The sequence below is a fragment of the Edwardsiella hoshinae NBRC 105699 = ATCC 33379 genome (genome assembly GCF_000474215.1).
Classification (GTDB): domain Bacteria; phylum Pseudomonadota; class Gammaproteobacteria; order Enterobacterales; family Enterobacteriaceae; genus Edwardsiella; species Edwardsiella hoshinae.
This window is the reverse complement of the sequence record NZ_BAUC01000021.1, coordinates 129,436-154,041: the sequence shown is the minus strand read 5'-3', so window position 1 is coordinate 154,041 and position 24,606 is coordinate 129,436. Positions and strand designations below refer to the sequence as shown.

Below are 24,606 nucleotides of genomic sequence, written 5' to 3'. Positions count from 1 at the left end.
TAAGAAGCTTTACGCGGTTGCCGCTGGTGTCGGATAAATCGCCAGGTATACGTAACCATGCGAGCCGAGGGAGTCGGCCTCGCAGGTCAGCCCTTTTGCATAGAGCGTGACACAGTGCTGATGGCGGGGAGTGAGTTCACCGCTGGTGAGCATCAGTTCAAGCTGTTTGAGCAGCAGTGGAAATGCCTGGTCGAGATGCCGTAAATCCCCGTCGCTGAACTGTCCGGTGATGCTGGCCCGGTCAGCGAGATAATGCAGACAGTTGCCCGACTGCACCAGCCGTGCGCCAAAACAGGGCGTGATACTGCGTTTAAGCCCCCACCAGGGTTCAGTGATATCGTGGTTTACTGTCGGTATTTTATTCGACAATTTTAGCCTTCCTTAAACGTGTGTTAATTCAGCGTGACGCTGCGTAATACGACATAGGGGCCGTTGCGGTTCTGACGGCGTTCAGCGAAGACCGCGAGCACACCGCTGATATCCTGAACCTCCTGCCCAGCGTAGTGGCAGATGCTGCCAGACCATTTGTATTTACCCGTGCAGAAGGGAAACAACCGGGACTGCGGATGCTGGCGGTATATCGCCATAGCCTGACGTTTACTGATAATTTTCATTCGGTTATTCTCCTGTTGTGCTACAGCCAGCCACGATCTGCAAACGAGGTGATCTCCATGCCGCCGACCACCAGGTGGTCCAGCAAGCGGATATCAACCAGGTCCAGCGCCTGCTGAATACGCGTAGTGACCTGACGGTCTGCCTTGCTGGGTTCAGCCTCCCCGGAGGGATGGCTATGGGCGACAATGACAGCGGCGCAGTTATGCTTCAGACCGGCCTTCACCACTTCGCGGGGATGGACCTGCGTATGGTTGATGGTGCCGGTAAATAGCGTTTCGTGGGCTATCAGGCGATGCTGGTTATCGAGAAAGAGCGCGGTAAACTCTTCCCGCTCCAGTGACGCGAGCTGCAGGCGCAGCCAGTCGCGGACGGCATGGCTGGAAGTAAATGACGCGCCGGTTTCACGTAGCTGGCACTCCAGCAGAGATAAGGCTTTCCTGACTGTCTGCTGGTCGGCAGGGGCTAATTCACGGGCAAACAACGGTAACTGTTGCTCCATAGCGGCTGACCTCAGTCGATGATGTGCATGATGGCGTTGCATTCCGTGTGGTTGAGCGCGTAGTCCCGCAGGCGGTAGTAGTGCTCCGTCATGGCGTCGCATTCGGTACGGCAGGCATGGTGGCTGAAAGCCATCAGACAGACCGCAATCCCTGCAGCTTCGGCACTCATGTCACCGCCGTTGCCGTTCATCGTGTTAAACAGCGACCAGAGTTCATCGTTCTCCACTTCCGGGGCCATAAACGCGCCGCCGTTGCTCAGCGTGTAAAAATTCCAGATGCCGCCGCTGTAGTCCGTGCAGAAGCGGTCCATCCACGCGAAGATGGTCGGCTCAAGGATTATCCACTGCGGAATGCTGCCAAAGTGCTGCGGCCAGAAGCTGATGCGGTTCTCATCGGTTACCGGTATAGCGATAATCTGATGCTGAGCCGCAGCAGGAGCATCTGCTGCGGGTGTGAACAGTGGCAGAGTGTTATCGGTCATGTTGTTTTTCCTCTTTCATTCATTATGTTGGGGATACCGGTTCAATCGGAGTGACGGACAGGACTGCGCATAGCCGTCTTCATCACAGTGTGAGGGCCAGTGGCCGTCAGCGAGACTTAACCGGCAGAAACTGAGTTCACCGGGACGATAAAGAAGGTGTGAGCACAGGCGCACAGGTCGTCATCGGAGATGGGGCGGCTGCCGGGGTTGTTCTCCAGGGGGCAGGATTAATGGCGGCCGGGTGGGCGTTATCAGGCAGTGGTGGCATCAGCTCAGCGCCTGCTGCAGTTTTTCCGCCATCACCCAGAGTGCCCGGTTGAGCTTAACGTCGCCGTCGATGCCTTTCACCGCGCGGGTATGGCTGCGTTTGCCTTTGGCAGTACGTCCTGGCAGCCCCCCTTTGAGCAGGTTCTCCTGGCACCGATTAAAAACCGACCACAGGTCATCCTGACGGTCTTCATAGCGGCGGGGTGTCAGTATCTGCGCTTCCGTCACCGGCTGGTGCTCTTCCCCGAAGCGGTACGTCAGCGCGGCTCTGGCAAAAGCCTGTTGTGCCGGTGGCGGGAGTAAAAGCGACTGCATCGCATCACGCTTCTCTTCCACCCGGTCGAACACACCGAGGACTTCGTAAGCGCCTTCAATCACTTTCTCCACGACATTTCCCCGGTGTGGCACTCGCACCTCGCCAAATGACTGCCCGCAGACGAGACCGTTGGTACAGATGGCACGGAAATACCCCGGCAACATCTGGTAACTGGACGAACCGTCATGCGAATTGAGCAGGATAATTTCCGGCACCTGCTGACCGGTTATCTGCCCGGAGCGACGCAGGCGCAGCATATGTTTCGTATGCTCACGGCGGCTCTGGTCCCTGACGCGGGTCTGGCAGGCAAAGAACGGCTGGAATCCTTCACGCTGCAGGTTCTCCAGCAGGGTAATGGTCGGTATGTAGCTGTAATGGTCTGAACGGGACACGTGCTTACCTTCCCCGAAGACGCTGGGAACAACCTGCATTAATTCTTCATGGGTTAAGGGGCGGTCGCGGCGGATCTGATTGATACGGCCAAAGCGGCTGGCGAGTCGCATGGATAACTCCTTATTCTCTCGATAAAAATACGAAAGGCCACACTTCCCGAAGGAGGTGTGGCCTAGCTCTGTTTATAACATCGTTGCGGGTGGTATGCTGAAGGTAACGGTAGTATGTATTACGTTGTGGCTCTGCGAATGCCATCGCTGGTGAGATAGCGGTTCAGCCAGTAACCCGCCTCCGGCTCAAAGTTCCTGGCCCGCCAGTGCATCCTGCCGTCGGTATTCCGGACCACCAGGCGAAAATGTGTGTTCTGGTCATCCTCTGTAGCAACGTTGGTGTATTGTGACGCCACAGCCGCTGACTGCTGGCGGGTAAACGGACCATAAGGCAGTACAGTAAGTTCTGGCATACAGATTGTTTCCTTAATAACAAAAAGCCCCTGTTGCATAAGCGACAGGGGCTGGAACAGCCGGGTAATGATGGCATCAGGATGCCTTACCTCCGGCAACCGACACCGGTAGTGGACGATAATACTGCGGGTCAAACACGGACAGCGGCAGGTCAGTCTGGTAACCCTCAGAGGCTTCCGTCGCCTTCATGATTTCGACGGAACTGACGTTTTCCACACATTCATGTTCCAGTGAGGCATCCTGAGTTCGGGAGGCATCGCTGTCGCCAAACGGCTCAACGCCCATCTCCCCCACAGCCAGTGTATTACCCTGTTCGTCTTTCAGGCGCAGGGAAAGGGTCAGTGGCCCGAAGCCTTCCCCGCTGCCGCCGTTGTCAAGGCGGAACCGGTAAACACAGATATTACCAGGCACCCACACAGTGTCCGTATTGCGGATACTGATATAACGTTGCTCTTCTGCATGAGCGGGTGTCAGCAGACACAGACTCAGGGTCGCAGCGGAAATAACACTTTTCAGCATGTTGTTCATTGATATTGTTCCTTGATTTAACTTGCCTGCTCATCCGGGCCGGACAGCGCTGATGCCGGTTATCCTGCGCCCAGGACTGTCACTGTCAGCGTGACCAGCCAGACCCAGAAGTAAGCCGGTTTCTGTCCGAGGGCTTTTGCCCGACGCCACAGATAAAACGGAACCAGCCAGGCCAGCCAGCCAAAGGCGGCGGTATCAACGCCGGATTTACGGAGCCGTCGTTCATCCAGATACCCCAGCGCAATATTCAGTATCAGTGTGATAAACCAGTATTGCCCCTCCGTCACGGCGGCATACGCCTCTTCAAATTCCATTCCGCTCAGCCCGGCCGTCCACATCTCCAAGGCATACCCAATCAGGGGCGCAAAGGCCAGCGTCCAGACCACGCTTCCGGGGATACGATTGCCGGGCAGCGCGGGGGGAACCGCACATTGTTTCAGGACATCTGCCAGCGGCGTGGCTGACAGCGGCTGCCATTCCGTCATGCCCTGTTGCCATACCAGCGTTGAGGCATTCAGCTCCCCGCGCTGAATACGTTCGGTTATGTCGGCTTCGGTCACATTGTCGTGACGCACGCCATTTTTCTCATAATGCCAGTTCATTCTTTTCCTTTATTTTTAATGTGTTAAATGAATACGGGAAGCTTCTCCCTGAGGCTGGGAGTTCACTCTTCAATGTATTCGAAAGAACCGACTGGCTTGCCGTTGTAGTACATCACGACGTCGGCCAGTGATTTCCTGTTCTGTGGTTTGACAAAACCTGCACTGAATGCCTTGCTGCAGTACTGCTCCAGGGACATTTTCGCCGTCGGGACCAACTCCATGGCGTCACCATTAGAACGGTCAACCACACCCCAGATACCGTTGGGGCATTTCCAGTCGGTGGGGACCATTCTGACAATGGCAACGCGCCCATTTTCCGATTGCGAAACCACTTCACACATCTTTCTCACCAGTTTGTACTGGTTACACCAGAAGGGTTTGTTGTGTTTTACATCGCGGGTGTAGGCCGGAATGCCGCCTTTGATGGCACCCTGAAAACCGCCATCAGCATGGGCCGGTGTCAGCAAATACAGACTCAGGACTGCAGCAGAGATAACACCTTTCAGCTTCTTCATGGATGGTTCTCCTGGTTATCCGGCAGCAAGAGTTTCCCCATTTCCTTGCCATCGTGCGAATACACCACCGATTTCTCACCCGTGTAGCTGTCGGTCTCGATCAGGAAGCTCAGAGTAATATTGTCCGCGAGACACAGGGCTGCTATCAGCGGCTGCACCGTTTTCTGCTGCATATCAGCAATGTAGTAATAACTGCCGGACTCACAGCCTTCCGGCGACTGGCGAGTTTTCATTACCGTGTATAGCGGTGTGCCGAAGGCATCCTTTTTTACCCATTCCTGCTCGATATCGGATTTATGCGCCACCACGTCGCTGAAGGGCGGCGGAGTCAGGTCCTTAAATCGGGCAATCGTCTTCACGCCTGCATCTTCCTTGCTGTCGCAGCCGGAGAGCAGCAGAGTGCCGATGACCACCAGAGAGGTCGTCAGACGCGTAGTAAATATATTCATGTTAAAAACTCCCTGTTATGGTTGTTTTCAGCGGGTCAGCAGTTGCCGGTACGACGACATAATTCCGCCAGGCTCTGTTTCGCTACCCACTGTTGCAACTCTCGATCTTTTTCAGAACGCTTAGCTGCCAGTGCAGCCTGCTGCTGTTTGTCAATACAATTATCCTTCACCATCATCACGACTTCCGGCGTGAGTTGTTTTCTAAGCTCAGCAGCTTTCGCATCTACGTCTTCAACAGGTGGGTCCTGATAGAGAAGACGATCTTCAACAATCGTCCAGTAGTTTGCCATTCGGTCATCTACAATGGCGAAATAACAGCCACTCCCGTCATCAGTTCCCCGATAAACTACCTGAAGATGTAACGGATACTCGTCGCGAGGTTTTATATCGATGTATTTGACAGTTTTAGCTTTCTTGTCTGCCAGATAAAGCGAACTACCGCCTCTGCTACGAAGCAGAAAGTGATTCGTCCAGGGATAATTATCAAGAACGACCGCCTGGTATAACTCGTTATGCATGCGGTTATCATCGTATCCATCAGCGGATTTCCAGCCATCAACCTGCATGTACTGCCAGGCCTTAACTGAACCCACGATATTTTCTGCGATGGCTGGGGTCACAGAGGTAATGCAGAGGCTGGCGGCCAGCGCCGCCGAGGTGAGTAATTTCATGCCTGTTCCTTATGGGTAAGCTGCCCGTAACTGCCGTCAGCGAGTAGTGAATGAAAAACATGAAAATGAGGTAACGCCTGTAAAAAATCCGGGTGTGACAGAATGCGGGTGAAATGTCCGTCTGGTGTGAAGGTTTCCGCGTGAAACGTCACGGAGTGAACTGTGTGCAGTGCAAAAACGGTTATCCGGGCAAGGTGTTCCCCCACCAGAAACCACCCACCGGCGCTGAAAATCAGTCGGTAGGGGGCAAGGTTGTCGCAACGGCATCCGTCAGCCAGCAGGGTTACCTTCCTGTTTTCTGATACCGCCCTGACCAGTCGTGTGAAGATGCCTGGGCGGGAAGACGTTACGGATGCCCCCGGATGCCAGATAAGACATGGCGAGGAGTCCTTGCTGCTCAGCAATGAATTGACCAGATGGTGGTCCATATCAGGAAACAACGCGCCAGTGCCTGACTGACGGGCAAACTGCATTGCGGCCTCCTCCCGAATCTCCTGACGGCCTCCGGTCAGCAGACGGCAGCAGCCATCCTGATATTCGAGGTCGAGATAAATCAGACGCTCGCGGAAATCACGATGTAGGGTACGCTCCGAGACGCCAAACTCAGCGGCCAGTTTGCGCATATTCAGCGTTTCACCCGCGAGCAGACGGCTGATAATCAGAGAAAGCCGGACAGACAGGCGGTCATAACGACGCTCAGCCTGAGACATGTATTATCTCCGTGTTGGGTAATTCATTAATAAAGAAGGTATTACTGTAAAGGATGGGACTGACAGGTTGTGTCCGTCATACGTAGCGAAACGCCTGGTGCAAGAAGACTGTGTGGATGCAACGTCGGCAGTGGTGACGCGCTTATGACTGGTGGTATCTTTTGCTGGTCAGGACAGGTTATGTCTGCCTGGAAATAATCATCTACCAGGCGGTGAATAAACAGAGTCATTCACTACAGTCCTGATGACCTTTTACTCATTCAGAAGAAGATCCAGTCCCAGACCGCGCGGGCTACAGACACCACAGCATCACGCACGGTACGTATCACCGTCTTCAGCGGCGCAGGCAGGAATGACGATGATTCTGCCGTATCGAACACCCGCCCCACCGCCTCACCGAAGCCGTCACGGGCCTGCGACTTTACCGGCTCCGTGCAGAGCCTCCCGTGCAACTGTGTCGCTACTGGGCTGGTGGCGCGGTCCGGCAGACAGCGCATCATGGTTGCTACCATATCCTCCACGCCCCATCCGGTACATGCGGATACCACGCAGACCGGGTGATGTGGCTTAAACATCGTGGTAATGGCAACCTGCTTTTCCTGAAGATTTTTCTGTTGCTGTGCTGAGGGAGTACCAGAACGGGTATCCCATTCATGGCTGGGTTCTATTTTGTCGGCCTGGTTAATCACGAACACCACCTGCTGCTGGTAAGGCTGCATCACACCGCGCCAGAACTGCTCGTCCACCGACAGCGCCCGGTCATCGGACTTAATGACCCACAGAACCAGGTCCAGTTCCGGCAGCATACGCCGGTACAGGGCACGGTATTCATGGTCCCGTTGCCCGTTTTCTCCCACACCCGGTAAATCAACAATCACCAGACTGTGACGCCCGCTGCGCAGCCGGAAGCGCAGCACTTCACGGGTACAGGCGTTCACATCACTGACGGGGGAGACCTCACCCCGGAAGAGTTCGTTACAGAGCGAAGACTTACCGGCACCGCTTTTGCCCATGATACCAATCACCGGCTCATAGTGGGTGAGATTCTGAATACGTTCAAGAATAAGCTGGCGAAGCGTATCGGGAAGCGACGCCAGCGGTTGTTCAAGGGCCTGAAGGCCGTGAGGTTTAGTCATACAGAGTTCTCAACGTGAAAAAGAAAAATCCCCGCGCTCCGGTTAAGGAGGCGGGGGATTCACGGAGATAATATCTGTCTGAAATTATTTGGATTGTGACAGGTTAAATGACGAAAGGCACTCCGTCTTAGTGAGCGAACGTAATGATATGGGATCGATGATGAGCAGCACACCTGCAACATCACACTCCTGTCCATCACACCAGTGTTCATTGAGAGCGCCGTTATGAATCCTTATTCTCCCTCCATTGTCTCCGGCAATTCGACTGACACGACAAATACACGAGCCTTTCTGCAACAGGCCGTTGACCATTACCCACGACTCGTGGTGTTCTGCTTTACGTTGACTCTGCCGTACCGCGAAAGCATGGCCGATTACCGGTCATTGATTCTGCGCTTTCATACCGAAGTCTGGCAGCGTATTGGCGAATATTCGTGGCAACGTCAGCTGGCGCGGCGTCACTTACCGCCCGAAAGAGACCGACCTCGATGTGCCCGCCTTGATGGTTTTCCACAGGAGGGCCATAAAACGTGCGTCACTGATCCTGCGGCGTACGGCTTTCATCAGCAGTCGATGGTGTACGGTGTCGAAGTAACTGGACAGGTCGTCTTCAATCACCCAGCGCCACGGGTTTCCCCACAGTCTGTGAGCTGTAATTTCACCGTGCGGATCGCGTGATGAACACTGCATTCAGGCCGGAAACCATACGAGAGCGTATGAAAATCACTCTCCCATATCACCTCTGCTCAGGTGGCCAAATTCAGTAAAACACTATAAAGCTGGCGAACTACCTAGACGATGACAGTATCCATAATTGCAATACACAATATTTCTACTATGTCCCTGTCCGGGAGGTAATTTGATGTGTGTAGACGTACGCTACCCTTGGGGAGTAATTCCTAGTCATTCCCCCTGACCTGGATGGCTTCTATCTGCTTGACAACGGGTGATAATGTTGAACGTATGATGGCAACCTTGTACTATTTCGACACTGAGACATTACCCTCAACAGAGTGCGGATAACGCAAATGAGTGTGCAAATAATGACCGTCAAGCATGTCGCGTCGTACCTCAAGCTCAACGAGCGAGCTGTTTACCGTATGGTAATGTCAGTGAAAATACCTGCCTTCAAAGTGGGCACATCCTGGCGTTTCAAGCGTGAAGACATCGAAAAGTGGAGAGAAGAACAAAAGAATGACAGACAATAATAGGGAATTTCGGGGTGTTACTGGATAACAAAACTAGCGGTCATGTTGGTATCGAACTGAAAAAACATTCCTTTTCTGGTTCCAGGCTCTCTGTTCTGTCCAGCCTGTTTACCTTATATGGCTTTGCCTCGCTGAGGCACGAGTTGAAGCAGCTGGAGTCTGCAAGGATTATTTTCAGCGAATGGGATTCGACCAATCTGCAGAACCTGGTTGGTTCTGATTCAGACGTTCGCCTGCTGAATCAGCTGCAACAAAAACGCATCGCCAGTGAGTTTTCGCAATGGCTGGCAAACAAGGCTGAAGTGAAAGCCAGTGTAAGGCCTCAGCCGGGGCAGAATATTATTCATCTTGGGGCTACCGAGCAAAGTTTTGCCATCAGCGGCAGTGCCACGCTCAGTCCAACTGGGCTTGGCGACGTGCGCTGCGACTCCCTGCACATGAACATAGGCTTGTCTGACCTTGAGAGCACCCGGCAGCTTTTGACGTGGTTTGATAATGTCTGGGCTGATGCACAGAATCTTCGTGACATAAAGAATGATCTGATTGCCAAATTGGATGCAATTGCCGTCGATCAACCGGCCAATTTTATCTATTTCCTCACGTTATTTCATTTGTTCAAAGACTTCCTCGAAGACATCGACCAAGACAACATCATCCGCAGTAAAACCGGCTTTAAAGATACCCTGGTCTGGAGCAAACTCTACAAATTCCAGAAAGACGGAGTGCTGGGTGCAATAGATAAGCTCGAAAAGCACAACGGTTGCATCATTGCCGACAGCGTGGGTTTGGGTAAAACCTTTGAAGCCTTGGCTGTGATCAAATACTACGAACTGCGTAACGATCGGGTGCTTGTTCTATGCCCGAAAAAGCTTCGTGACAACTGGACCATGTACACGGTCAACGATAAGCGCAACCTGCTCGCAACTGACCGCTTTAATTACGACGTACTGAACCATACCGATCTGACTCGACCGAAAGGCTACTCGGGCGAAATCAATCTGGAGACAGTGAACTGGGCTAATTACGACCTGGTGGTCATCGACGAATCCCACAACTTCCGTAATACACCGAGCAAGGCGGAAGGTAAAAGCCGCTATGAGCACCTGATGAACGACATTATCCGCTCAGGCGTAAAAACCAAGGTGCTGATGTTGTCGGCAACGCCGGTCAACAACCGCATGAACGATCTGAAAAATCAGGTCGCCTTCATTACTGAAGGTCGGGATGATGCCTTTGCCGAACAGGGTATCAAAAATATTGAATCCACTCTGCGGCTTGCCCAGAAGCAATTTAACAAATGGGTCAGTGAGCCGGTCGAAAAGCGTACCACCGCAGCATTGCTCGACATTATGAGCTTTGACTACTTCAAACTGCTCGATATCGTTACCATTGCCCGTTCCCGCAAACACATAGAAAAGTACTACGGCACCGAAGATATCGGCCGCTTCCCAACTCGCTTGCCACCGAAAAACATCTATGCCGACATTGATGCATCCGGCGAGTTTCCGCCGTTAAAAGAGGTCAACAAAACCATCCGGCGGCTATCCCTAGCGGGTTATTCTCCGCTGAAATTCGTGCGCGAAGCTAAAAAAGCCGAATACGCCCGTCGTTACGATAAAGCCGTAGGCGCAGGTAAAGGCGTGTTCAAACAGGTAGACCGTGAAGAAAGTCTGATTCACCTCATGCGCGTCAATTTACTCAAGCGAATGGAAAGCTCAATTCATTCGTTCACGCTTACGGCCACAAAGCTTGCTCAGCAGGTCGACCGACTGTTGGCCAAAATAGATGCTCATGAATCAGAAGAACTGTCCGAGCTGAATATCGAAGATATCCACGACTTTGAGTTGGAGTCCACGGAGCTGGAAAGTTACATGGTAGGCAACAAAACCAAAGTGTTGCTGCAGGATATGGATCTCATCCGCTTTAGGCAGGAACTGGAGGCCGACCGTGAGTTTTTAAGCCACATTGCCAAAACAGCACAAAGTGTGAACGTAGGCCGTGATGCAAAGCTAGAGCTGCTTAAAAAAACCATTGCCAGCAAGGTGGCTAATCCGCTAAATCCTGGCAATAAAAAGATGATCGTCTTTACCGCGTTCGCCGACACGGCTCAATACCTGTATGTCCATCTGGCGCATTGGGCGCATTCCGAACTGGGCATTCACAGTGCATTGGTGACGGGCGGCGGTACCAATAAAACCACCATGACGGGCTTAGGTTCTGACCTCAACAATATTCTGACCGCCTTCTCTCCGGTATCCAAAGAGCGCGGCAAAGTAGACCCAACCGCCACTACCGAACTGGATTTACTGATAGCCACCGACTGCATCAGTGAGGGGCAGAACCTGCAGGATTGCGATACGCTCATCAACTACGACATTCACTGGAATCCGGTACGTATCATTCAGCGTTTTGGCCGTATTGACCGTCTTGGCAGTAAAAACACGCAAATCCAGCTCATCAACTTCTGGCCCAACATGGAGCTGGATGAATACATCAATCTGGAAGCGCGTGTCTCGGGGCGTATGGTGTTGCTGGATATATCTGCAACTGGCGAAGAGAACGTCATCGATGAAAACGCCAAAGACATGAATGACCTTGAATATCGGCGCAGACAACTACAGCAACTCAAAGACGCAGTAGTCGATCTGGAGGATATGAGTGGCGGTGTATCCATTACCGACCTTACCCTCAATGACTTCCGCATGGATCTGTCAGGCTACATGAACGATAAGGCCCGTCTCGCAACGCTGGAGCAAACACCGCTAGGCCTGTATGCCGCCGTCAGCATTGACGAAGATATGGTCGCCGATGGCATCAAACCCGGCGTCATCTTCTGCCTGAAGAATATCCGCAGCGGTAAAAAAGCGGTTCAGGTAGATGATAATTATCCGCTGGCACCTTACTTCCTGATCTATGTGACCGCTGATGCCGGAGGTAGCACTGTGGTTGAGCTGAACTTCACCCAAAGTAAAAAAATACTCGATCTGCTCAAGCGTGAAGCCTTTAAGCACAAAGCGCCCGATCAACCCGCCATCACTGAAGTTAACCGCATGACACGTCACGGGCGTGATATGAGCCACTTTCAGCACCTATTAACCGTCGCCGTAGATAGCATTGCCGGGAAGAGCGAAGAAAAAGGCATTGAAAGCCTGTTTGTCAAAGGTGGTACCGTACTTACCGCCACCTCCAGTCAGGGCATTGAAGACTTTATGGTGGTGTCCTACCTGATATTGACAGCCGTTACTCAGGGAACAGAAGGTCAAGGAGAGCGTGATGTCTGATATGGGGTTAGGCTTGCCACAATTCGAAGCCTTTCTCGAAGGCTTGAACGTGCCCAATAGCTGTGTGCTCAATAAGCCTCTGTTCAAAAAAATGTTTCAGGAGCACGCCGACCTGGACGCTAAAGACAAAAAGGCTCTGAAGGACGATGTTGATAAAATCCGCTGGCTCTACACCCTAAAGCCCAGCACTATCAATATTGTGCCTTTTAGTGACGACCTGCGCGACTATGGTGAGCTGGCCTTTCTGCACGTGGAATTAAGCACTACCAAAAGTGCAGAACGAATTGGTCAGCTGATCAACAGGGCGATACCTTACCCATTAGTAATTTTCTTTGTGCACGCTGAAAACAAAGGCACAGAGGGCACTAGCGATTCGGATTCAAATGTTCGCGAAAAACAACCCGACAAAGAACAACTGGCTATCTGCCTGGCGGACAAGCGCATAAACAGAGCGGATCAAGCCAAGTGGGTCATTGAAGAGTTACAGCTATCACCTTGGCTAAGGTTGGGCTGCAAAACTCAAAGTGAACAAGCGTTTTTTAACAGCCTGAACTTTACCAGCTTGCCGCACAGTAATTTCTGGCAGTTCTACCAAGCCTTTATGTGCCGTGTACAAGCGCTTCAGTGTGCTGAAGTCAGTGGACGCTTTTGTTTGGTGGATGGTTTAGTGAATGGCGAAGCTGCAGAGCAGCAGCGGCAACAATTGCAACATTACCGTCAAATCGAGCAGGACATTAAAAAACTACGCGCTCAGATAAAACAGGCCGAGTTCAGCCAGCAGGTTGTGTTGAATACCCAGATTAAACAACAGGAACAGCGGCTCAGGCAGATCGCAGAAACCCTGTAAACGAATTGAAATAGTAGAAGCTGAAATAAGCCGAAAGCAAAAGGATCAAGAGGAAATACAGTGAAAAACGTCATCCCAGAAGTGGACTCAAAAAGCATGGACATAGTCGCTGACAATATCAGCAAACTCAAAGAACTATTTCCGGAGGTATTTACCGAAGGTAAAGTGGATTTTGATGCTTTAAAAGAAGTGCTGGGTGGCTACATTGATGGCCGTGAAGAGCGTTACAGCTTTACCTGGAATGGCAAAAGCAAAGCCCGCATGCTGGCACAAACCCCAAGTGCCGGTACCTTACGCCCCTGCAAAGAAGAGTCTGTCGATTGGGATACCACTCAGAACTTGTTTATCGAAGGCGACAACCTTGAAGTGCTGAAGCTGCTGCAAAAGAGCTATCATAAAAAAGTAAAAATGATCTATATCGATCCACCGTATAACACCGGTAAGGATTTTGTTTATAAAGATAACTTTAAAGACAATATCAAAAATTACAAAGAGATTACCGGTCAGGTGGATGGTGACGGTCGAAGCTTATCAAGTAACCCGGAGACCAATGGGCGCTATCATACAGACTGGCTAAATATGATGTACCCTCGTCTTAAGCTTGCTCGAAACCTGTTGAAGGATGATGGCATTATATTTATTTCAATAGATGATAATGAGTATCACAATCTTAAGTTGATGTGTGACGAGGTATTTGGTGAAGAGAGATTTGTTGGTTCTATCTCATGGAAAAATAAGTATGGGGCTGGAGCCAAGACTAAAGGGTTTATCGAGGTTCATGAGTATATTCTCTGTTACTCAAAATCAGAATTGATAAATATATCTTCAAAGTTATCTGAGGATCAAAGGGGAACTTATAATAAGAAGGACGAAAAATATAACACAAGAGGTGGCTATTTTACTCAGCCTCTTATGACGACAAGCATGGATGATAGGAAAAACCTTCAATATGACATTGAGTATGATGGCGATATTATTAAGCCCAAGAAACAGTGGGTCTGGGCAAAAGAACGATTGTTGAAAGCTATCGAAGATAATGAGGTCGTCATTAAGAAAAAGGCTGATGGCTCTTACAGTGTGAGATATAAGGTATATCTTATTGACGAGCAAGGTAATGAAAGGAAAGGAAAGCCTCTTTCACTTTTAAATGGCCCCTTTAACCAAGAGGGTACCAAAGAAGTAGAGGAGCTGCTTGGTCCCAATATATTTAGTTTTCCAAAGCCTACATCGCTAATAGAATTCTTCTTCGGATTTGAGATAAATGACGAATCAGACAAATCAGGTATATATTTGGATTTCTTTTCCGGATCATGCTCGTCTGCACAAGCAGTTCTCCATCTGAATCTTCAAGATAATGGGTCTAGACGATACATTATGGTTCAACTTCCTGAGCTGATCAGTGCGAGCTCCGAAGCGTATAAATCAGGCTATAAAACCATCGCTGAAATAAGCAAAGAACGCATTCGCCGGGCGGCAGCCAAAATTAAACAAGAAAATCCTGACTACCAAGGCGACCTTGGCTTCAAAGTACTCAAGCTCGACTCCACCAATATTAAGCCTTGGGAGCTGGACTTTGATCTGACGGAGCAGGATCTGGAAGATCAGATTTCCAATATCAAACATGGTCGTGAAGAAGAGGATGTGCTCTACGAGGTGCTGCTGAAGTACGGTCTGGATCTGACCTTGCCGATTACCGAACATAGCGTGGCGGGTCATAAAGTCTTTGATATCGGCATGGGTGCGCTGATGATCTGTCTGTCGGACGATATTACCCTCGACGTGGTGGAAGGCATTGCCAAGCTCAAAGACGAACTGAATCCAGAAATTATGCGCGTAGTCTTCAAAGACGCCGGTTTTGCCGACGACGTGGTAAAAACCAACGCGGTACAGATTCTCAAGCAGGCCGGTATCGAAGACGTAAGGAGCCTGTAAGATGAGTATGAAGATTCAGTTCGATGCCAATCTGGATTATCAGCGTCAGGCGATTGAGTCGGTAACGGGAGTATTCGCTGGTCAGGAAATCTGCCATACCAATTTCACGGTGGCACCTTTGCAATCCTGGGAGGAAGGCTCGCTGTTTTATGGTACTAAGGAAGATAGCTTGGGTATTGGTAACCGCCTACGCCTGCTGGATGAAGACATCCATGCCAATATCCGCACAATACAGCTGAAAAATGGCCTAGCTCCTTCGGAGACTTTTGACTCCAAAGACGGTATTCACTTAACGGTGGAGATGGAAACAGGTACTGGTAAAACTTACGTTTACTTGCGTACAGTGTTCGAAATGAACCGGCTCTATGGCTTTACCAAGTTTATTATTGTGGTGCCGTCCATCGCCATTAAAGAAGGTGTGCAGAAGTCACTGGAAATTACGGCGACTCATTTTAAAGAGCTGTACGAAAACGTTGCCTTTGACTATTTCACTTACGATTCCAGTAAGCTGTCGGATGTGCGTAACTTTGCGACCAGCCCTGATATACAGATTATGGTGATCAATATCGATGCATTCCGGAAAAGCTTTACCGACCCGGAGCAAGAGAACAAAGCCAACATTATTCACCGCGCACACGACCGCATGACCGGTGCCAAGCCGATTGAATTTATCCAGCAAACCAACCCGATTGTGATTATCGATGAACCTCAAAGCGTTGACACCACCGATAAGAGTAAAGAAGCCATCGCCTCGCTTAACCCCATGTGTACACTGCGTTATTCGGCGACCCATGTGGAAAAGCACCATATGCTCTACAAGCTGGACTCTGTTGATGCCTACGAGCAAAAACTGGTTAAGCAGATTGAAGTGGCAGGCATTGAGGTTAAGGACTACCACAATAAGGCCTATATCAAGCTGGTCAGTGTGAACAATAAAAAAAGCCCGATCAGTGCCAAAATCGAAATTGATGCTCGCCTGAAGAATGGCAGCATCAAGCGCAAGGAAGTCACGGTGACCAGCGGAGCTGATTTGCTGGATACCAGGTACAGCGGTGGCCGCGATGTATATGACGGCTACATTATTGATGACATCTACTGCGAACAGGGCAATGAATACATCAGCTTTACCAGTAAGCCCGATATTCTGAAACTAGGTCAGGCCTTGGGAGAAGTTGATCCGGATGAATTTAAACGCCTGCAGATCCGCAAAACCATTGAAGAGCATCTCGATAAAGAAATGCGCCTGCGCCCACAGGGCATTAAGGTGCTGAGCCTGTTTTTTATCGATAAGGTTGCCAACTACCGCTGGTATGACGAAAACGGTAACCCGCAAAAGGGTAAGTTCGCCCTGATGTTTGAGGAAGAATACGATCGCGCCATTCGCAAACCCAAGTACAGCCAGTTATTTGAAGGTGCCGATCTGGATACAGCTGCACAAGGCGTGCATAACGGTTATTTTGCGATCGATAAGAAAAAAGATTCGTCAGGCAAGGAAATGCTCAAAGAATCTAAAATTGGAAAAGATGGCAAGGCGGCAAGCAGCGAATCTGATGGCAGTGCTTACAACACCATTATGAAAGATAAGGAATGGTTGTTGAGTTTTGATTGCAAACTGAAATTCATTTTTTCCCATTCAGCGCTCAAGGAAGGCTGGGACAACCCCAACGTGTTCCAGATTTGCACCCTGAACGAAACCACATCGGTCATTAAAAAACGTCAGGAGATCGGTCGTGGCTTGCGCATTTGTGTGAATCAGGATGGCGAGCGGGTGCATGGCTTTGCGGTGAATACCCTCACTGTGATGGCTAATGAATCCTACGAGCAATTTGCAGAGCAATTGCAGAAGGAAATAGAAAACGAGGAAGGCATCAAGTTTGGCGTGGTCGAGAAGCACCTGTTTGCCAATATCGTGGTACCGGTTGACGACCACAATCACGAATACTTAGGTGCCGAGGCGTCGAAGCAGTTGTGGGAACACTTGCAGAGCGAAGGCCATATTGACAGCAAGGGTAAAGTGCAGGATAGCCTTAAGGCGTCATTGAAGAATGGTACTCTGGCGTTGCCTGAGGCATTTCAGCCCTATGTAGCACAGATTGTGTCGGTACTGAAAAAAGTATCCGGTAATCTGAACATCAAGAATCGTGATGACAAAGTTAAGGTTTCCTTGAACAAAGCGGTCTATCTGAGCCCCGAGTTCCAGGCGCTGTGGGATCGTATTAAATACAAAACCACGTTCCGTGTGGACTTTGATACCAACGCGCTGATCGAAAAGTGCGCCGAAGAGATCAAAGTTAACCTTCAGGTGGGCAAGGCTCGTTTCACTTACCGCAAGGCGAAGACTGAAATAGACCGTAGTGGAGTGCATACACAACAAGTTCAGGAAACAACCCGTGTGTACGAATCCCGCGCGTTCGATTTGCCCGATTTGATCACTTATTTACAGAATGAAACCAACCTGACGCGCCGCACTATAGTTGCCATTATCAACAAAAGTGGCCGCCTGGAATCATTCAAGAACAACCCGCAGAAGTTTATTGAGCAGTCTGCCAACATTATCAAAAGTCAGATGCGCCTGTTTATTGTCGACGGCATCAAGTACCAAAAGATTGGTGATGATCAGTTCTATGCTCAGGAGTTATTCCAACAGAACGAGTTATTTGGCTACTTGAAAGACAACATGGTTAAAGTCGAGAAGTCCGTCTTCGACCACGTGGTTTACGACTCTGATATCGAATTGGAATTCGCTTCGGCCTTCGAGCGAAACGAGGATATCAAACTTTACGCCAAACTCCCTGGTTGGTTCAAAATCGATACCCCATTAGGCGGCTATAACCCCGACTGGGCGGTTCTAATCGAAAAGGATGGCAAGGAAAAACTCTACTTCGTTGTCGAAACCAAAAGCACGCTCTTCTCCGTGGAAAGACGTCCGGAGGAAAATACCAAAATCAAATGTGGTTATGCACACTTTGAAGCATTGGGTGATGAGGTGAATTTTACGGTATCTAATTCGATGGACGAGTTTTCAAGTAGGTATGCGTGAGCTGTGTTAATGCACAGTTTTTTGAAATGAACGATTTGAAAAAGAAGTCGAAATGAAACTTGGACTGGATCTGGAGAACTGTTACAGCATCAATAAACTGGTGGAGTAGTTAGACTTTACCAGAATTAATAGCATTGACGGCGTGTGCTCTTTGTATGCGCCCAATGGAACATTGAAAACCTCCTTGGCTAAGGTACTAAAGGACATTGAAGAAGATAGGCAGTCAAAGGATATTATCTTTCCAGAGCGTGCAACTAAACGACTTGTTACTTTAGATGGCCAGCCTGTTGATGCTGGCCAAATAATGGTCATTAATTCCTACGGCGAAAGTTATAGCTCCAACTAGGTTTGTATTGAGTCATTTCGAGCGACCGAAGCGCAGCTGGTGAGCACTTTCAAAAATGGTTATCCCATGAGGCCATACTGTCGTTGACTAAGCATTAGGTATATATACCCACCTCCACCAGAAGCGAAAGGATCTGCCTTAGCGCAAATGGCTGAGATATTCGCCCAAGACTCACGAGCACTTGCTTATACTATCCACAGACATGAAAAGTTGGCAGAAGACGTCTCACAGGTTAAAGGCAAGGTTGCTGATGTGGAAAGCCGTCTGGAACTGTTAGAATCAGGTCCTTCTACTGTAACTGAAGATATGCAATCCCTTAATGATCGACTTGCTTTTCTAGATATGAGGATGGAAGAAAAGCATTTCACCGGGACATTAGCCTGGTGCGAAAACATTTCTGTTCAAAAAAACAGGAAGGTTATTCGCAAGGATTGTAGAGAGAATTCTCTCTTTACAATACCGACTATCGATGAAGCGATAGCGATAATGACTAAAAGTGGAAATTCACACTAAATTAAATTAGTGTGTTAGAAAATGAAATTATGGAAGGGTTATCACTCAACTCTACCGCTTATGCCTTAAGTAAAATGGCCTTCCTCCGCAGAGAAGGCCCGTTCCGGGGTGACTTACGGTTAACGACGAAATTCTGTTCCCCTTCTTCGTGAATTTTGATTTCGAGTTTGCTCAGATGGTTCTGACGATGAACCAGCTCTTCGAACTCTTGGATATAATCTGGAGAGTAGCAGTCCAGCACGTATTTGCAGTTTTCAGGGAAGTGGAGCAGTCAAGGATATAGCTGAAGTTAATCCTGAGTAAATCAATTTTTGCTGGAGATGGATATAATGCATGAAGCAATGAGCTTTCCATGGAAAGTTAATAACTCTTCGGGAACAAGCCTGTTATCATTACAACTAATGATAAAACGAGTGTATCCATGTTCAATATATTAATGCTCAGTCAATTAATTTTTATACCGTAGAGTTGGTATAATTTCTTATCCTGCTAGGACTACCGGAATCGTCAGAGCGGAGGTTAAATAACCTAACAAAAATATATTCTGCAAATTCGTGAAAGCTAGTATTATCCGACAATAAAAATATTGAGGCAGTTAAATCTGTTTATCCTGTTGATACTGACGCTCTGGGGGAGCTTACATTATAGTCGTAACCTCTCTACCGCACAAATGAACCTTATATAATCACTTAAAATTACCCGGTATTGTTGTTTGTCACGGCATAATCATGGGGTGGTGCTAGCCTAGATTGACTAAATAGAGTGGTTAACGAAGCGTTTTATAAATTATTGGATTTGTTCCAGTAATAAACGAATTGCTACGAACCAATTTTTCTCCTGGGAGCAGCAGTGACCTGGTTCGGGTATTGATATAGCACAAAAAAAGCCGGAGCATACCCAGAGTATTGATTTACCGGCATTTTATGAATAGTAAAATGTTACTTTCAATGTAAGCCCCCCCGGCTACAGTGGCTACGCGTAGCCACTGTAGCCGGGGGGAGATGCAAAAATATGCACTTATCTTCCACCTCCCTGTGTTTTTCCCGCCTGTATCTTTCTTTCTTCCTCCAGAATCTTCAGGGCTCCATATATCAAATCCCACAAATTTTTATCAACTGAAAGAATCATATTTCTTATTTCCTCCCCCGGACAGCGAAGATATTTTATCAGACTCTCGATGTCCCGTACGCACGCCAAAAGAGGACAGTTAACCAGTATGCCTGTAAGGCTATCATTCAGTTCACTTCGGGTCAGAATTTCATTATTTTTCAGGATGAAGGCTAAATCCTGACTGGAAGTGATTTTTTTAGAAAAGATAATGTTGAGTATCTTACCCAGGATAGTATCAACTTTATCCAGAAGCCCGTAAACAGACTCAGGATAAATGCCTTCCAGCTCAAGGTCATTACAGTCACTTATTCTCCTGACCATGTTATTATACATCCTTACCGAACGCATGATGGTCAGATTGTTGGCATCTGATAAAATGGATTCAGAAAGGAGAGTACTTTTCATCACAGAACCGTCACTGTGGGTTTCTGTATAAGCCTGACTGACGGGAATATAGTCAGCGTACCCCCCCTGATTTTCCAGGATGGATGTTACAGATGATGAGAAAACACCATTTTTAATGTTTTTTCTCTCAAATTTTATACGTAATGCAATATGGATAACTAAAAAAGCGGATGCCAGATATCCTGCAGGTAAATCGTCCAGAGAAATAGTTTTGACTTTCTCAAATGCTTCCTCTGTTTCGCCTTTACTGATTAAATCTATAACCTTCCAGAGTTCAATATACGGTTGAATAAACTGTTTATGGGATTCTTTTTTTAATTTTACAGCGATGTCAGTTAACTGTGCTTCGGAGATAATGGTTTTATCATTGAAGTTGAAAATGATGTTTTTTAATGCGCTGATACTCTGTAAACATTCCTCGTTTATATTCAGGGAGAACGGTTTTATTACTCTCTCATGATAATAATCCGCAATTGAGTTAATCATGGTATCATGATGGATAAAATCATGGGGTTCTGGCTCATACAGTAGTCTGCATAACATTGCTGATATATTTCCGGGTTTTATTCCATTGTCTACATAGTTTCTGTAGTACCGTGATATGATGTTAATGACAGGGAGTTTTCGTTCGACATTAAGGAGTACGGTCAGGGAGTAATGGGCTTTTTTTATATTATCAAGACTGACTCTGACGCTGTTAAGCGTATCATCGTCAACAATGCCAGAATACGCCTTAATGCAGTCTATAATTGATGCTTCCAGCGTGCTTTTTTTCTGTGTATTACCTGGGCGGATATTTTCAATTACTTTGAAAAGAGGCGCCAGGTTTTCTGAATCTGTATGAGAGAACTTTTGTTTTCTTGCTAAACTTTTCAGATACTTCTGGACAGCAGATAAACCCCCTTTCTTTTTATCCTGCCAGCATGGGCAATAATCTTTCAGCAAGAACTGGTGTATATGGTGATAAAAACAGTTTTTGTTTTCGTCTTTGTACGTTTTATATATGTCAAGTGCGATTAATCTGGGGATTATATGCAGAGCATATCGCTTTTTTATTTGTTCCCGGCTCAGTTCAGTAAAGACGGGGCGAGCCATCAGGGCATTATAAAGTTGCTCGTATTTGTAAAAAATCTCCCTTCGTTGAGTTGTGCTGAACACCTGTTCTGCATCAAGAACCCCGATGATTTCATCATAGTGTTTCTGTTCCTGATGTCTTTCATCCTCACGATTACCGAAAAAGCGCTGATGGCTGGAAAAGGTCGCAGCCCCCCGTATAGCAGCCCGCCTGTTCCCTTTACTGAATAAGCCAAAAGACCGATAAACATCGTACATCAGACTGGCAAAAGTGTGCATTGTCACTCCCTGCGGTTGGTTTTGTTTTTTTTACGGAGACAGTATTTCAGCTCCTGTGGAAAATTGCGACCACAGCCAGAGACATCCAACAGGAGAATCGAAAATGTCATCTGTTTACACCAGACAATCAGAGCCACAACAGCGCATTCTGCGCATGAGAGAACTGACGAAGATAGTCGGTCTGTCCCGGTCAACTATCTATGAAAAGCTAAATCCCGAATCCAGGTATTACGACGAAACGTTTCCAAAACCCGTGAGACTTGGTGCTGCTTCCGTTGGATGGCGTTCCACTTCCGTTGATGAGTGGATCGCCTCCAGAAGCGTTTAATTTTTTCTCAAAAGAGACTATGCAATGAAGCTTACCCATAAAAAAACTCAAAATCATCATGTTAATCTGAACACCAGAGCAATTTTGACGTTTTTTCAACAAATCATATCTTTCATATATGGCAAAACCAGCGCGGCGGTTGAGCTTATCTTTGCAACCCTCCAGGGGAGCATGGCTCTGGCCTGCCAGGATATGTATGATGTTGAAATTGATGATGATATTATCGTTCCTGTATCGCATTTTCACATAATACTGGCAAGGTCCGGAAGCAAAAAAACGACAGTATACAGGCTCATTATGGCGCAAATTCATCAGACTGAACGTGAGCTGGCAGAGGTGTTTTCAGTCAGACTGAAGGAGTATGAACGGCAACACGTGCTATGGGATGAAGAATGTAAGAGCCTTAAGAAATCGTTTCAGAAAGCTGTACGCCAGAAAGAGGGAGTGGAGACAGCCAGAAATGAACTGGATGAATGTCTCAGAAATGAACCGGTTAAGCCTGTAAGGGTGCATCTGACGGTAACGGATCCCACGCCGGAAGCCCTTCTGAAAGAGCTGGGGCAATACTCCAGTCTGGGTATCACCTCTGACGAGGGAAGTGCTCTGTATGAAAGCATCATGCGCCGTAAGATCGCAATTCATAATACGCTATGGTGTGGTGATGATTATCGGATCAGTCGTGCGTCAACGGGTGTCACAGATATTAAAGATCCCCGGCTTGGTATACTGTTGATGACACAACCGGAGCTACATGACAGCACACTGAAATCACTGGGTAACACAATACGATCTACGGGAATTTATGCGCGCACGTTAACCATGGATCTTACATTGCTCACCACACTAATTGATATTGGTGAGCTGGTTTCTGGCGATGAGTCCGACCTAGAAAAGTTTTATGCCATTCAGAAAAAACATTTACTTGCAGGGATTGAACGCAGAAAAAAAAATCAACCCCGTATCTGTATGACTTTTGCACCTGATGCAAGGAAGCGGTTACATGATGTTGGCAGGCACGTTAAGTATCTGATGCAGCCGGGGGGAAAGCTGTACCATTATAACGACTGGGCTGCACGGTACTGCGAACATACAGCCAGGAGTGCTGCTGTGATGCAGTTGTTTATCACTCCTGACTCAACCGTTATTACGCTGGAAACTCTGGAGGCTGCGTTGTTAATAGCGGAATGGCATCTTAATCATTTTATTGTAAAAATGGATGTGGTCAGGGGGCCTTCCCATTCTGAAAGAGTACTCAGGTGGCTTGAAAATCACCTCGTTAAAAATGGGTCTTATGATTTTTTAAGGCGTGACATGATGCAGGATATACATCGTTCGCTCAGAAAAAAAGCTGATCTTGAGCCTGTTCTGGAACAGCTTGCTGATGAAGGTAAAGTCCAGTTGTGGGAAGACGAAAGCGGAACGCATTATGTCAAATACCTGGCTTCCGAAATGGCACCTTCAGAACTGGATACAGAACACAAGGCTTTGAAAGGTATACCAGAATATCATGGGGGAGGTAGTGCTATCAGTAGCGTCCCTCTGAGAGAATAACTTCAGAGTGATTTTTACGATTTATCAGGAGGTTATGCATCTCATAACCCTTAGTGTGCTGCGGGTTTCGTTGTTGAGAGTAGGATTATTATCCGTATTGATTAGTCGGTATATGTAATATATTTATCGTTGTTTGTAGGTGCTCTTACGTCAATACACTAAACGTCGGTATATGTCAGCATAATAATCAAACCTATATATCAGCAGAGATAATACATCCCTGCAGGGAACCTGTATGCCTAATTGCATGGGTAGCTGCTTGCTACCCTATATCTAATGAATGTTGCTGAAAGATATTATTATGAAATTACCTTATGATTTAACCGAGAGAGAGTTTAAATTACTGCAGAAGGAAGCTGAAGATAAATATGATTCGAAAATATCAAGACATATGCTTCGTCGATCGCTGACTGTAATATCTAATTATCTGGAAAACTATAACCGGATATTCGCTCTGCGCGCTGACCTGAGGTTTGCTCAGTCCCATGTGCCAGGAGAGCCGGACTTGCCGATATGCTTTCAGAAGGATGATGAGAAAGCCATTACTCGGGCTATGGAATCCCTTAAAAGCCAGTTAAGGGAAGAACACAAGCGTTCTGGCAGGCCTGGTGAGCCTGTGCCACTCGGCTATATCTGGGCCAGGGAACGGGTTACCGGGGAACATCCTCACTACCATCTGGTTCTGCTGTTTGACAGAGAGGCCTATGCCTATCTGGGAGATTATACAAAGCCTGACGCTGATAATATGGGGACCCGGATACAGAAAGCCTGGTGCAGCGCCATTGGTCTTGATTATCCTGAATATGCTTATCTCCCGCATTTTCCGAAGAATCACAGCGCGTGGTTCACTCGGGATGATGCGTTAACGTTAAGTGCTGATTATTATGACTTTCTGCTACGGGTAGCCTATCTGGCCAAAGACTACAGTAAAGACTTCCATGACGGTTATCGCAACTTTGGCACAAGCCAGCTAATACAGCGATCCTTGAGCGACAAATAGAACTTCAGTTGCAGACTTGCCGATAAAAGTACAGGTCTGCATTAT

The 24,606-nt window shown here is 48.1% G+C and carries 23 protein-coding genes and 1 pseudogene; 9 read left to right on the top strand and 15 right to left on the bottom strand.

Annotated features, from left to right (window positions below; translation table 11 throughout):
* Positions 1-9 precede the first annotated feature (9 nt).
* The 14 genes and pseudogenes from EHO01S_RS18335 to EHO01S_RS18865 form a co-directional block, all read right to left on the bottom strand.
* Positions 10-369, bottom strand: a complete 360-nt coding sequence (locus EHO01S_RS18335; RefSeq protein WP_000066236.1) for a type IV toxin-antitoxin system YeeU family antitoxin — start codon at positions 367-369, stop codon at positions 10-12.
* Positions 370-392: 23 nt separating this feature from the next.
* On the bottom strand, positions 393-614 hold the full coding sequence (locus tag EHO01S_RS10340; RefSeq protein ID WP_000691981.1) for a DUF987 domain-containing protein: 222 nt from the start codon (positions 612-614) through the stop codon (positions 393-395).
* A gap of 20 nt (positions 615-634) precedes the next feature.
* Positions 635-1,114: a RadC family protein gene (radC, locus tag EHO01S_RS10335; protein ID WP_000437750.1), complete on the bottom strand. Its 480-nt coding sequence runs from the start codon at positions 1,112-1,114 to the stop codon at positions 635-637.
* 11 nt (positions 1,115-1,125) lie between these two features.
* Positions 1,126-1,596 carry an antirestriction protein gene (locus EHO01S_RS10330; RefSeq protein ID WP_024523879.1) on the bottom strand — a complete coding sequence of 157 codons (471 nt, stop codon included), beginning with the start codon at positions 1,594-1,596 and terminating at the stop codon, positions 1,126-1,128.
* Between the two features lie 267 nt (positions 1,597-1,863).
* A complete protein-coding gene (locus EHO01S_RS10325) occupies positions 1,864-2,682 on the bottom strand; it encodes a DUF932 domain-containing protein (RefSeq protein WP_001234406.1) in 819 nt (272 codons plus the stop codon).
* A 119-nt stretch (positions 2,683-2,801) separates the two neighbouring features.
* Positions 2,802-3,035 carry a DUF905 domain-containing protein gene (locus EHO01S_RS10320; RefSeq protein ID WP_024523878.1) on the bottom strand — a complete coding sequence of 78 codons (234 nt, stop codon included), beginning with the start codon at positions 3,033-3,035 and terminating at the stop codon, positions 2,802-2,804.
* A gap of 76 nt (positions 3,036-3,111) precedes the next feature.
* Complete coding sequence (locus EHO01S_RS10315; protein WP_020837115.1) at positions 3,112-3,564, bottom strand: IrmA family protein; 453 nt, start codon at positions 3,562-3,564, stop codon at positions 3,112-3,114.
* A 59-nt stretch (positions 3,565-3,623) separates the two neighbouring features.
* Positions 3,624-4,166 carry a DUF4339 domain-containing protein gene (locus EHO01S_RS10310; RefSeq protein ID WP_001104018.1) on the bottom strand — a complete coding sequence of 181 codons (543 nt, stop codon included), beginning with the start codon at positions 4,164-4,166 and terminating at the stop codon, positions 3,624-3,626.
* 62 nt (positions 4,167-4,228) lie between these two features.
* The gene (locus EHO01S_RS10305; RefSeq protein WP_000734138.1) at positions 4,229-4,681 is read right to left on the bottom strand and encodes a hypothetical protein; all 453 of its coding nucleotides are present in this window, start codon (positions 4,679-4,681) and stop codon (positions 4,229-4,231) included.
* Complete coding sequence (locus tag EHO01S_RS10300; protein WP_024523877.1) at positions 4,678-5,130, bottom strand: YfjS/YafY family lipoprotein; 453 nt, start codon at positions 5,128-5,130, stop codon at positions 4,678-4,680. The genes EHO01S_RS10305 and EHO01S_RS10300 overlap by 4 nt, the downstream gene beginning before the upstream one ends.
* A gap of 35 nt (positions 5,131-5,165) precedes the next feature.
* Positions 5,166-5,801, bottom strand: a complete 636-nt coding sequence (locus tag EHO01S_RS10295; RefSeq protein WP_024523876.1) for a hypothetical protein — start codon at positions 5,799-5,801, stop codon at positions 5,166-5,168.
* Positions 5,798-6,511: a helix-turn-helix transcriptional regulator gene (locus tag EHO01S_RS10290; RefSeq protein ID WP_021553286.1), complete on the bottom strand. Its 714-nt coding sequence runs from the start codon at positions 6,509-6,511 to the stop codon at positions 5,798-5,800. The genes EHO01S_RS10295 and EHO01S_RS10290 overlap by 4 nt, the downstream gene beginning before the upstream one ends.
* A 260-nt stretch (positions 6,512-6,771) precedes the next feature.
* The gene (locus EHO01S_RS10285; protein ID WP_024523875.1) at positions 6,772-7,647 is read right to left on the bottom strand and encodes a GTPase family protein; all 876 of its coding nucleotides are present in this window, start codon (positions 7,645-7,647) and stop codon (positions 6,772-6,774) included.
* Positions 7,648-8,095: 448 nt separating this feature from the next.
* A pseudogene (locus tag EHO01S_RS18865) lies at positions 8,096-8,387 on the bottom strand (group II intron reverse transcriptase/maturase); the annotation flags it as partial.
* A gap of 288 nt (positions 8,388-8,675) precedes the next feature.
* Here EHO01S_RS18865 and EHO01S_RS10280 point away from each other — a divergent pair.
* The 6 genes from EHO01S_RS10280 to EHO01S_RS17555 all read left to right on the top strand — a co-directional run bounded on the left by EHO01S_RS10280 (position 8,676) and on the right by EHO01S_RS17555 (position 18,814).
* Complete coding sequence (locus tag EHO01S_RS10280; RefSeq protein ID WP_001568522.1) at positions 8,676-8,855, top strand: helix-turn-helix domain-containing protein; 180 nt, start codon at positions 8,676-8,678, stop codon at positions 8,853-8,855.
* Between the two features lie 14 nt (positions 8,856-8,869).
* Positions 8,870-12,136, top strand: a complete 3,267-nt coding sequence (locus EHO01S_RS10275) for a helicase-related protein (RefSeq protein ID WP_024523874.1) — start codon at positions 8,870-8,872, stop codon at positions 12,134-12,136.
* Positions 12,129-12,983, top strand: a complete 855-nt coding sequence (locus EHO01S_RS10270) for a DUF4391 domain-containing protein (RefSeq protein ID WP_001568524.1) — start codon at positions 12,129-12,131, stop codon at positions 12,981-12,983. Before EHO01S_RS10275 ends, EHO01S_RS10270 begins: the two co-directional genes overlap by 8 nt.
* Before the next feature lie 60 nt (positions 12,984-13,043).
* Positions 13,044-14,915, top strand: a complete 1,872-nt coding sequence (locus EHO01S_RS10265) for a site-specific DNA-methyltransferase (protein ID WP_071991012.1) — start codon at positions 13,044-13,046, stop codon at positions 14,913-14,915.
* Between the two features lies 1 nt (position 14,916).
* On the top strand, positions 14,917-17,955 hold the full coding sequence (locus EHO01S_RS10260; RefSeq protein ID WP_197923099.1) for a type III restriction-modification system endonuclease: 3,039 nt from the start codon (positions 14,917-14,919) through the stop codon (positions 17,953-17,955).
* 493 nt (positions 17,956-18,448) lie between these two features.
* Positions 18,449-18,814 carry a hypothetical protein gene (locus EHO01S_RS17555; RefSeq protein ID WP_232238239.1) on the top strand — a complete coding sequence of 122 codons (366 nt, stop codon included), beginning with the start codon at positions 18,449-18,451 and terminating at the stop codon, positions 18,812-18,814.
* Between the two features lie 1,017 nt (positions 18,815-19,831).
* Here EHO01S_RS17555 and EHO01S_RS10250 read toward each other — a convergent pair.
* Positions 19,832-21,682 carry a hypothetical protein gene (locus EHO01S_RS10250; RefSeq protein WP_024523871.1) on the bottom strand — a complete coding sequence of 617 codons (1,851 nt, stop codon included), beginning with the start codon at positions 21,680-21,682 and terminating at the stop codon, positions 19,832-19,834.
* A 103-nt stretch (positions 21,683-21,785) separates the two neighbouring features.
* Here EHO01S_RS10250 and EHO01S_RS18305 point away from each other — a divergent pair, with 103 nt between their 5' ends.
* The 3 genes from EHO01S_RS18305 (at position 21,786) to EHO01S_RS10240 (ending at position 24,561) form a co-directional block, all read left to right on the top strand.
* The gene (locus EHO01S_RS18305; protein ID WP_016239813.1) at positions 21,786-22,010 is read left to right on the top strand and encodes a helix-turn-helix transcriptional regulator; all 225 of its coding nucleotides are present in this window, start codon (positions 21,786-21,788) and stop codon (positions 22,008-22,010) included.
* Between the two features lie 24 nt (positions 22,011-22,034).
* Positions 22,035-23,561 carry a YfjI family protein gene (locus EHO01S_RS10245; RefSeq protein ID WP_024523870.1) on the top strand — a complete coding sequence of 509 codons (1,527 nt, stop codon included), beginning with the start codon at positions 22,035-22,037 and terminating at the stop codon, positions 23,559-23,561.
* Between the two features lie 301 nt (positions 23,562-23,862).
* Entirely contained in the window at positions 23,863-24,561 is a 699-nt protein-coding gene (locus tag EHO01S_RS10240) for an inovirus Gp2 family protein (protein ID WP_024195773.1), read from the top strand.
* Positions 24,562-24,606 lie beyond the last annotated feature (45 nt).

Bases quoted from the DNA above. Each gene is read 5' to 3' on its own strand.
- EHO01S_RS10320 (WP_024523878.1), bottom strand. From the start codon at position 3,035: ATGCCAGAACTTACTGTACTGCCTTATGGTCCGTTTACCCGCCAGCAG.
- EHO01S_RS17555 (WP_232238239.1), top strand. From the start codon at position 18,449: ATGGCTGAGATATTCGCCCAAGACTCACGAGCACTTGCTTATACTATC.
- EHO01S_RS10295 (WP_024523876.1), bottom strand. From the start codon at position 5,801: ATGAAATTACTCACCTCGGCGGCGCTGGCCGCCAGCCTCTGCATTACC.
- EHO01S_RS10260 (WP_197923099.1), top strand. From the start codon at position 14,917: ATGAGTATGAAGATTCAGTTCGATGCCAATCTGGATTATCAGCGTCAG.
- EHO01S_RS10340 (WP_000691981.1), bottom strand. From the start codon at position 614: ATGAAAATTATCAGTAAACGTCAGGCTATGGCGATATACCGCCAGCAT.
- EHO01S_RS10280 (WP_001568522.1), top strand. From the start codon at position 8,676: ATGAGTGTGCAAATAATGACCGTCAAGCATGTCGCGTCGTACCTCAAG.
- EHO01S_RS10315 (WP_020837115.1), bottom strand. From the start codon at position 3,564: ATGAACAACATGCTGAAAAGTGTTATTTCCGCTGCGACCCTGAGTCTG.
- EHO01S_RS10290 (WP_021553286.1), bottom strand. From the start codon at position 6,511: ATGTCTCAGGCTGAGCGTCGTTATGACCGCCTGTCTGTCCGGCTTTCT.
- EHO01S_RS10310 (WP_001104018.1), bottom strand. From the start codon at position 4,166: ATGAACTGGCATTATGAGAAAAATGGCGTGCGTCACGACAATGTGACC.
- EHO01S_RS10285 (WP_024523875.1), bottom strand. From the start codon at position 7,647: ATGACTAAACCTCACGGCCTTCAGGCCCTTGAACAACCGCTGGCGTCG.
- EHO01S_RS10325 (WP_001234406.1), bottom strand. From the start codon at position 2,682: ATGCGACTCGCCAGCCGCTTTGGCCGTATCAATCAGATCCGCCGCGAC.
- EHO01S_RS10330 (WP_024523879.1), bottom strand. From the start codon at position 1,596: ATGACCGATAACACTCTGCCACTGTTCACACCCGCAGCAGATGCTCCT.
- EHO01S_RS10305 (WP_000734138.1), bottom strand. From the start codon at position 4,681: ATGAAGAAGCTGAAAGGTGTTATCTCTGCTGCAGTCCTGAGTCTGTAT.
- EHO01S_RS10240 (WP_024195773.1), top strand. From the start codon at position 23,863: ATGAAATTACCTTATGATTTAACCGAGAGAGAGTTTAAATTACTGCAG.
- radC (WP_000437750.1), bottom strand. From the start codon at position 1,114: ATGGAGCAACAGTTACCGTTGTTTGCCCGTGAATTAGCCCCTGCCGAC.
- EHO01S_RS10300 (WP_024523877.1), bottom strand. From the start codon at position 5,130: ATGAATATATTTACTACGCGTCTGACGACCTCTCTGGTGGTCATCGGC.
- EHO01S_RS10245 (WP_024523870.1), top strand. From the start codon at position 22,035: ATGAAGCTTACCCATAAAAAAACTCAAAATCATCATGTTAATCTGAAC.
- EHO01S_RS18305 (WP_016239813.1), top strand. From the start codon at position 21,786: ATGTCATCTGTTTACACCAGACAATCAGAGCCACAACAGCGCATTCTG.
- EHO01S_RS10270 (WP_001568524.1), top strand. From the start codon at position 12,129: ATGTCTGATATGGGGTTAGGCTTGCCACAATTCGAAGCCTTTCTCGAA.
- EHO01S_RS10250 (WP_024523871.1), bottom strand. From the start codon at position 21,682: ATGCACACTTTTGCCAGTCTGATGTACGATGTTTATCGGTCTTTTGGC.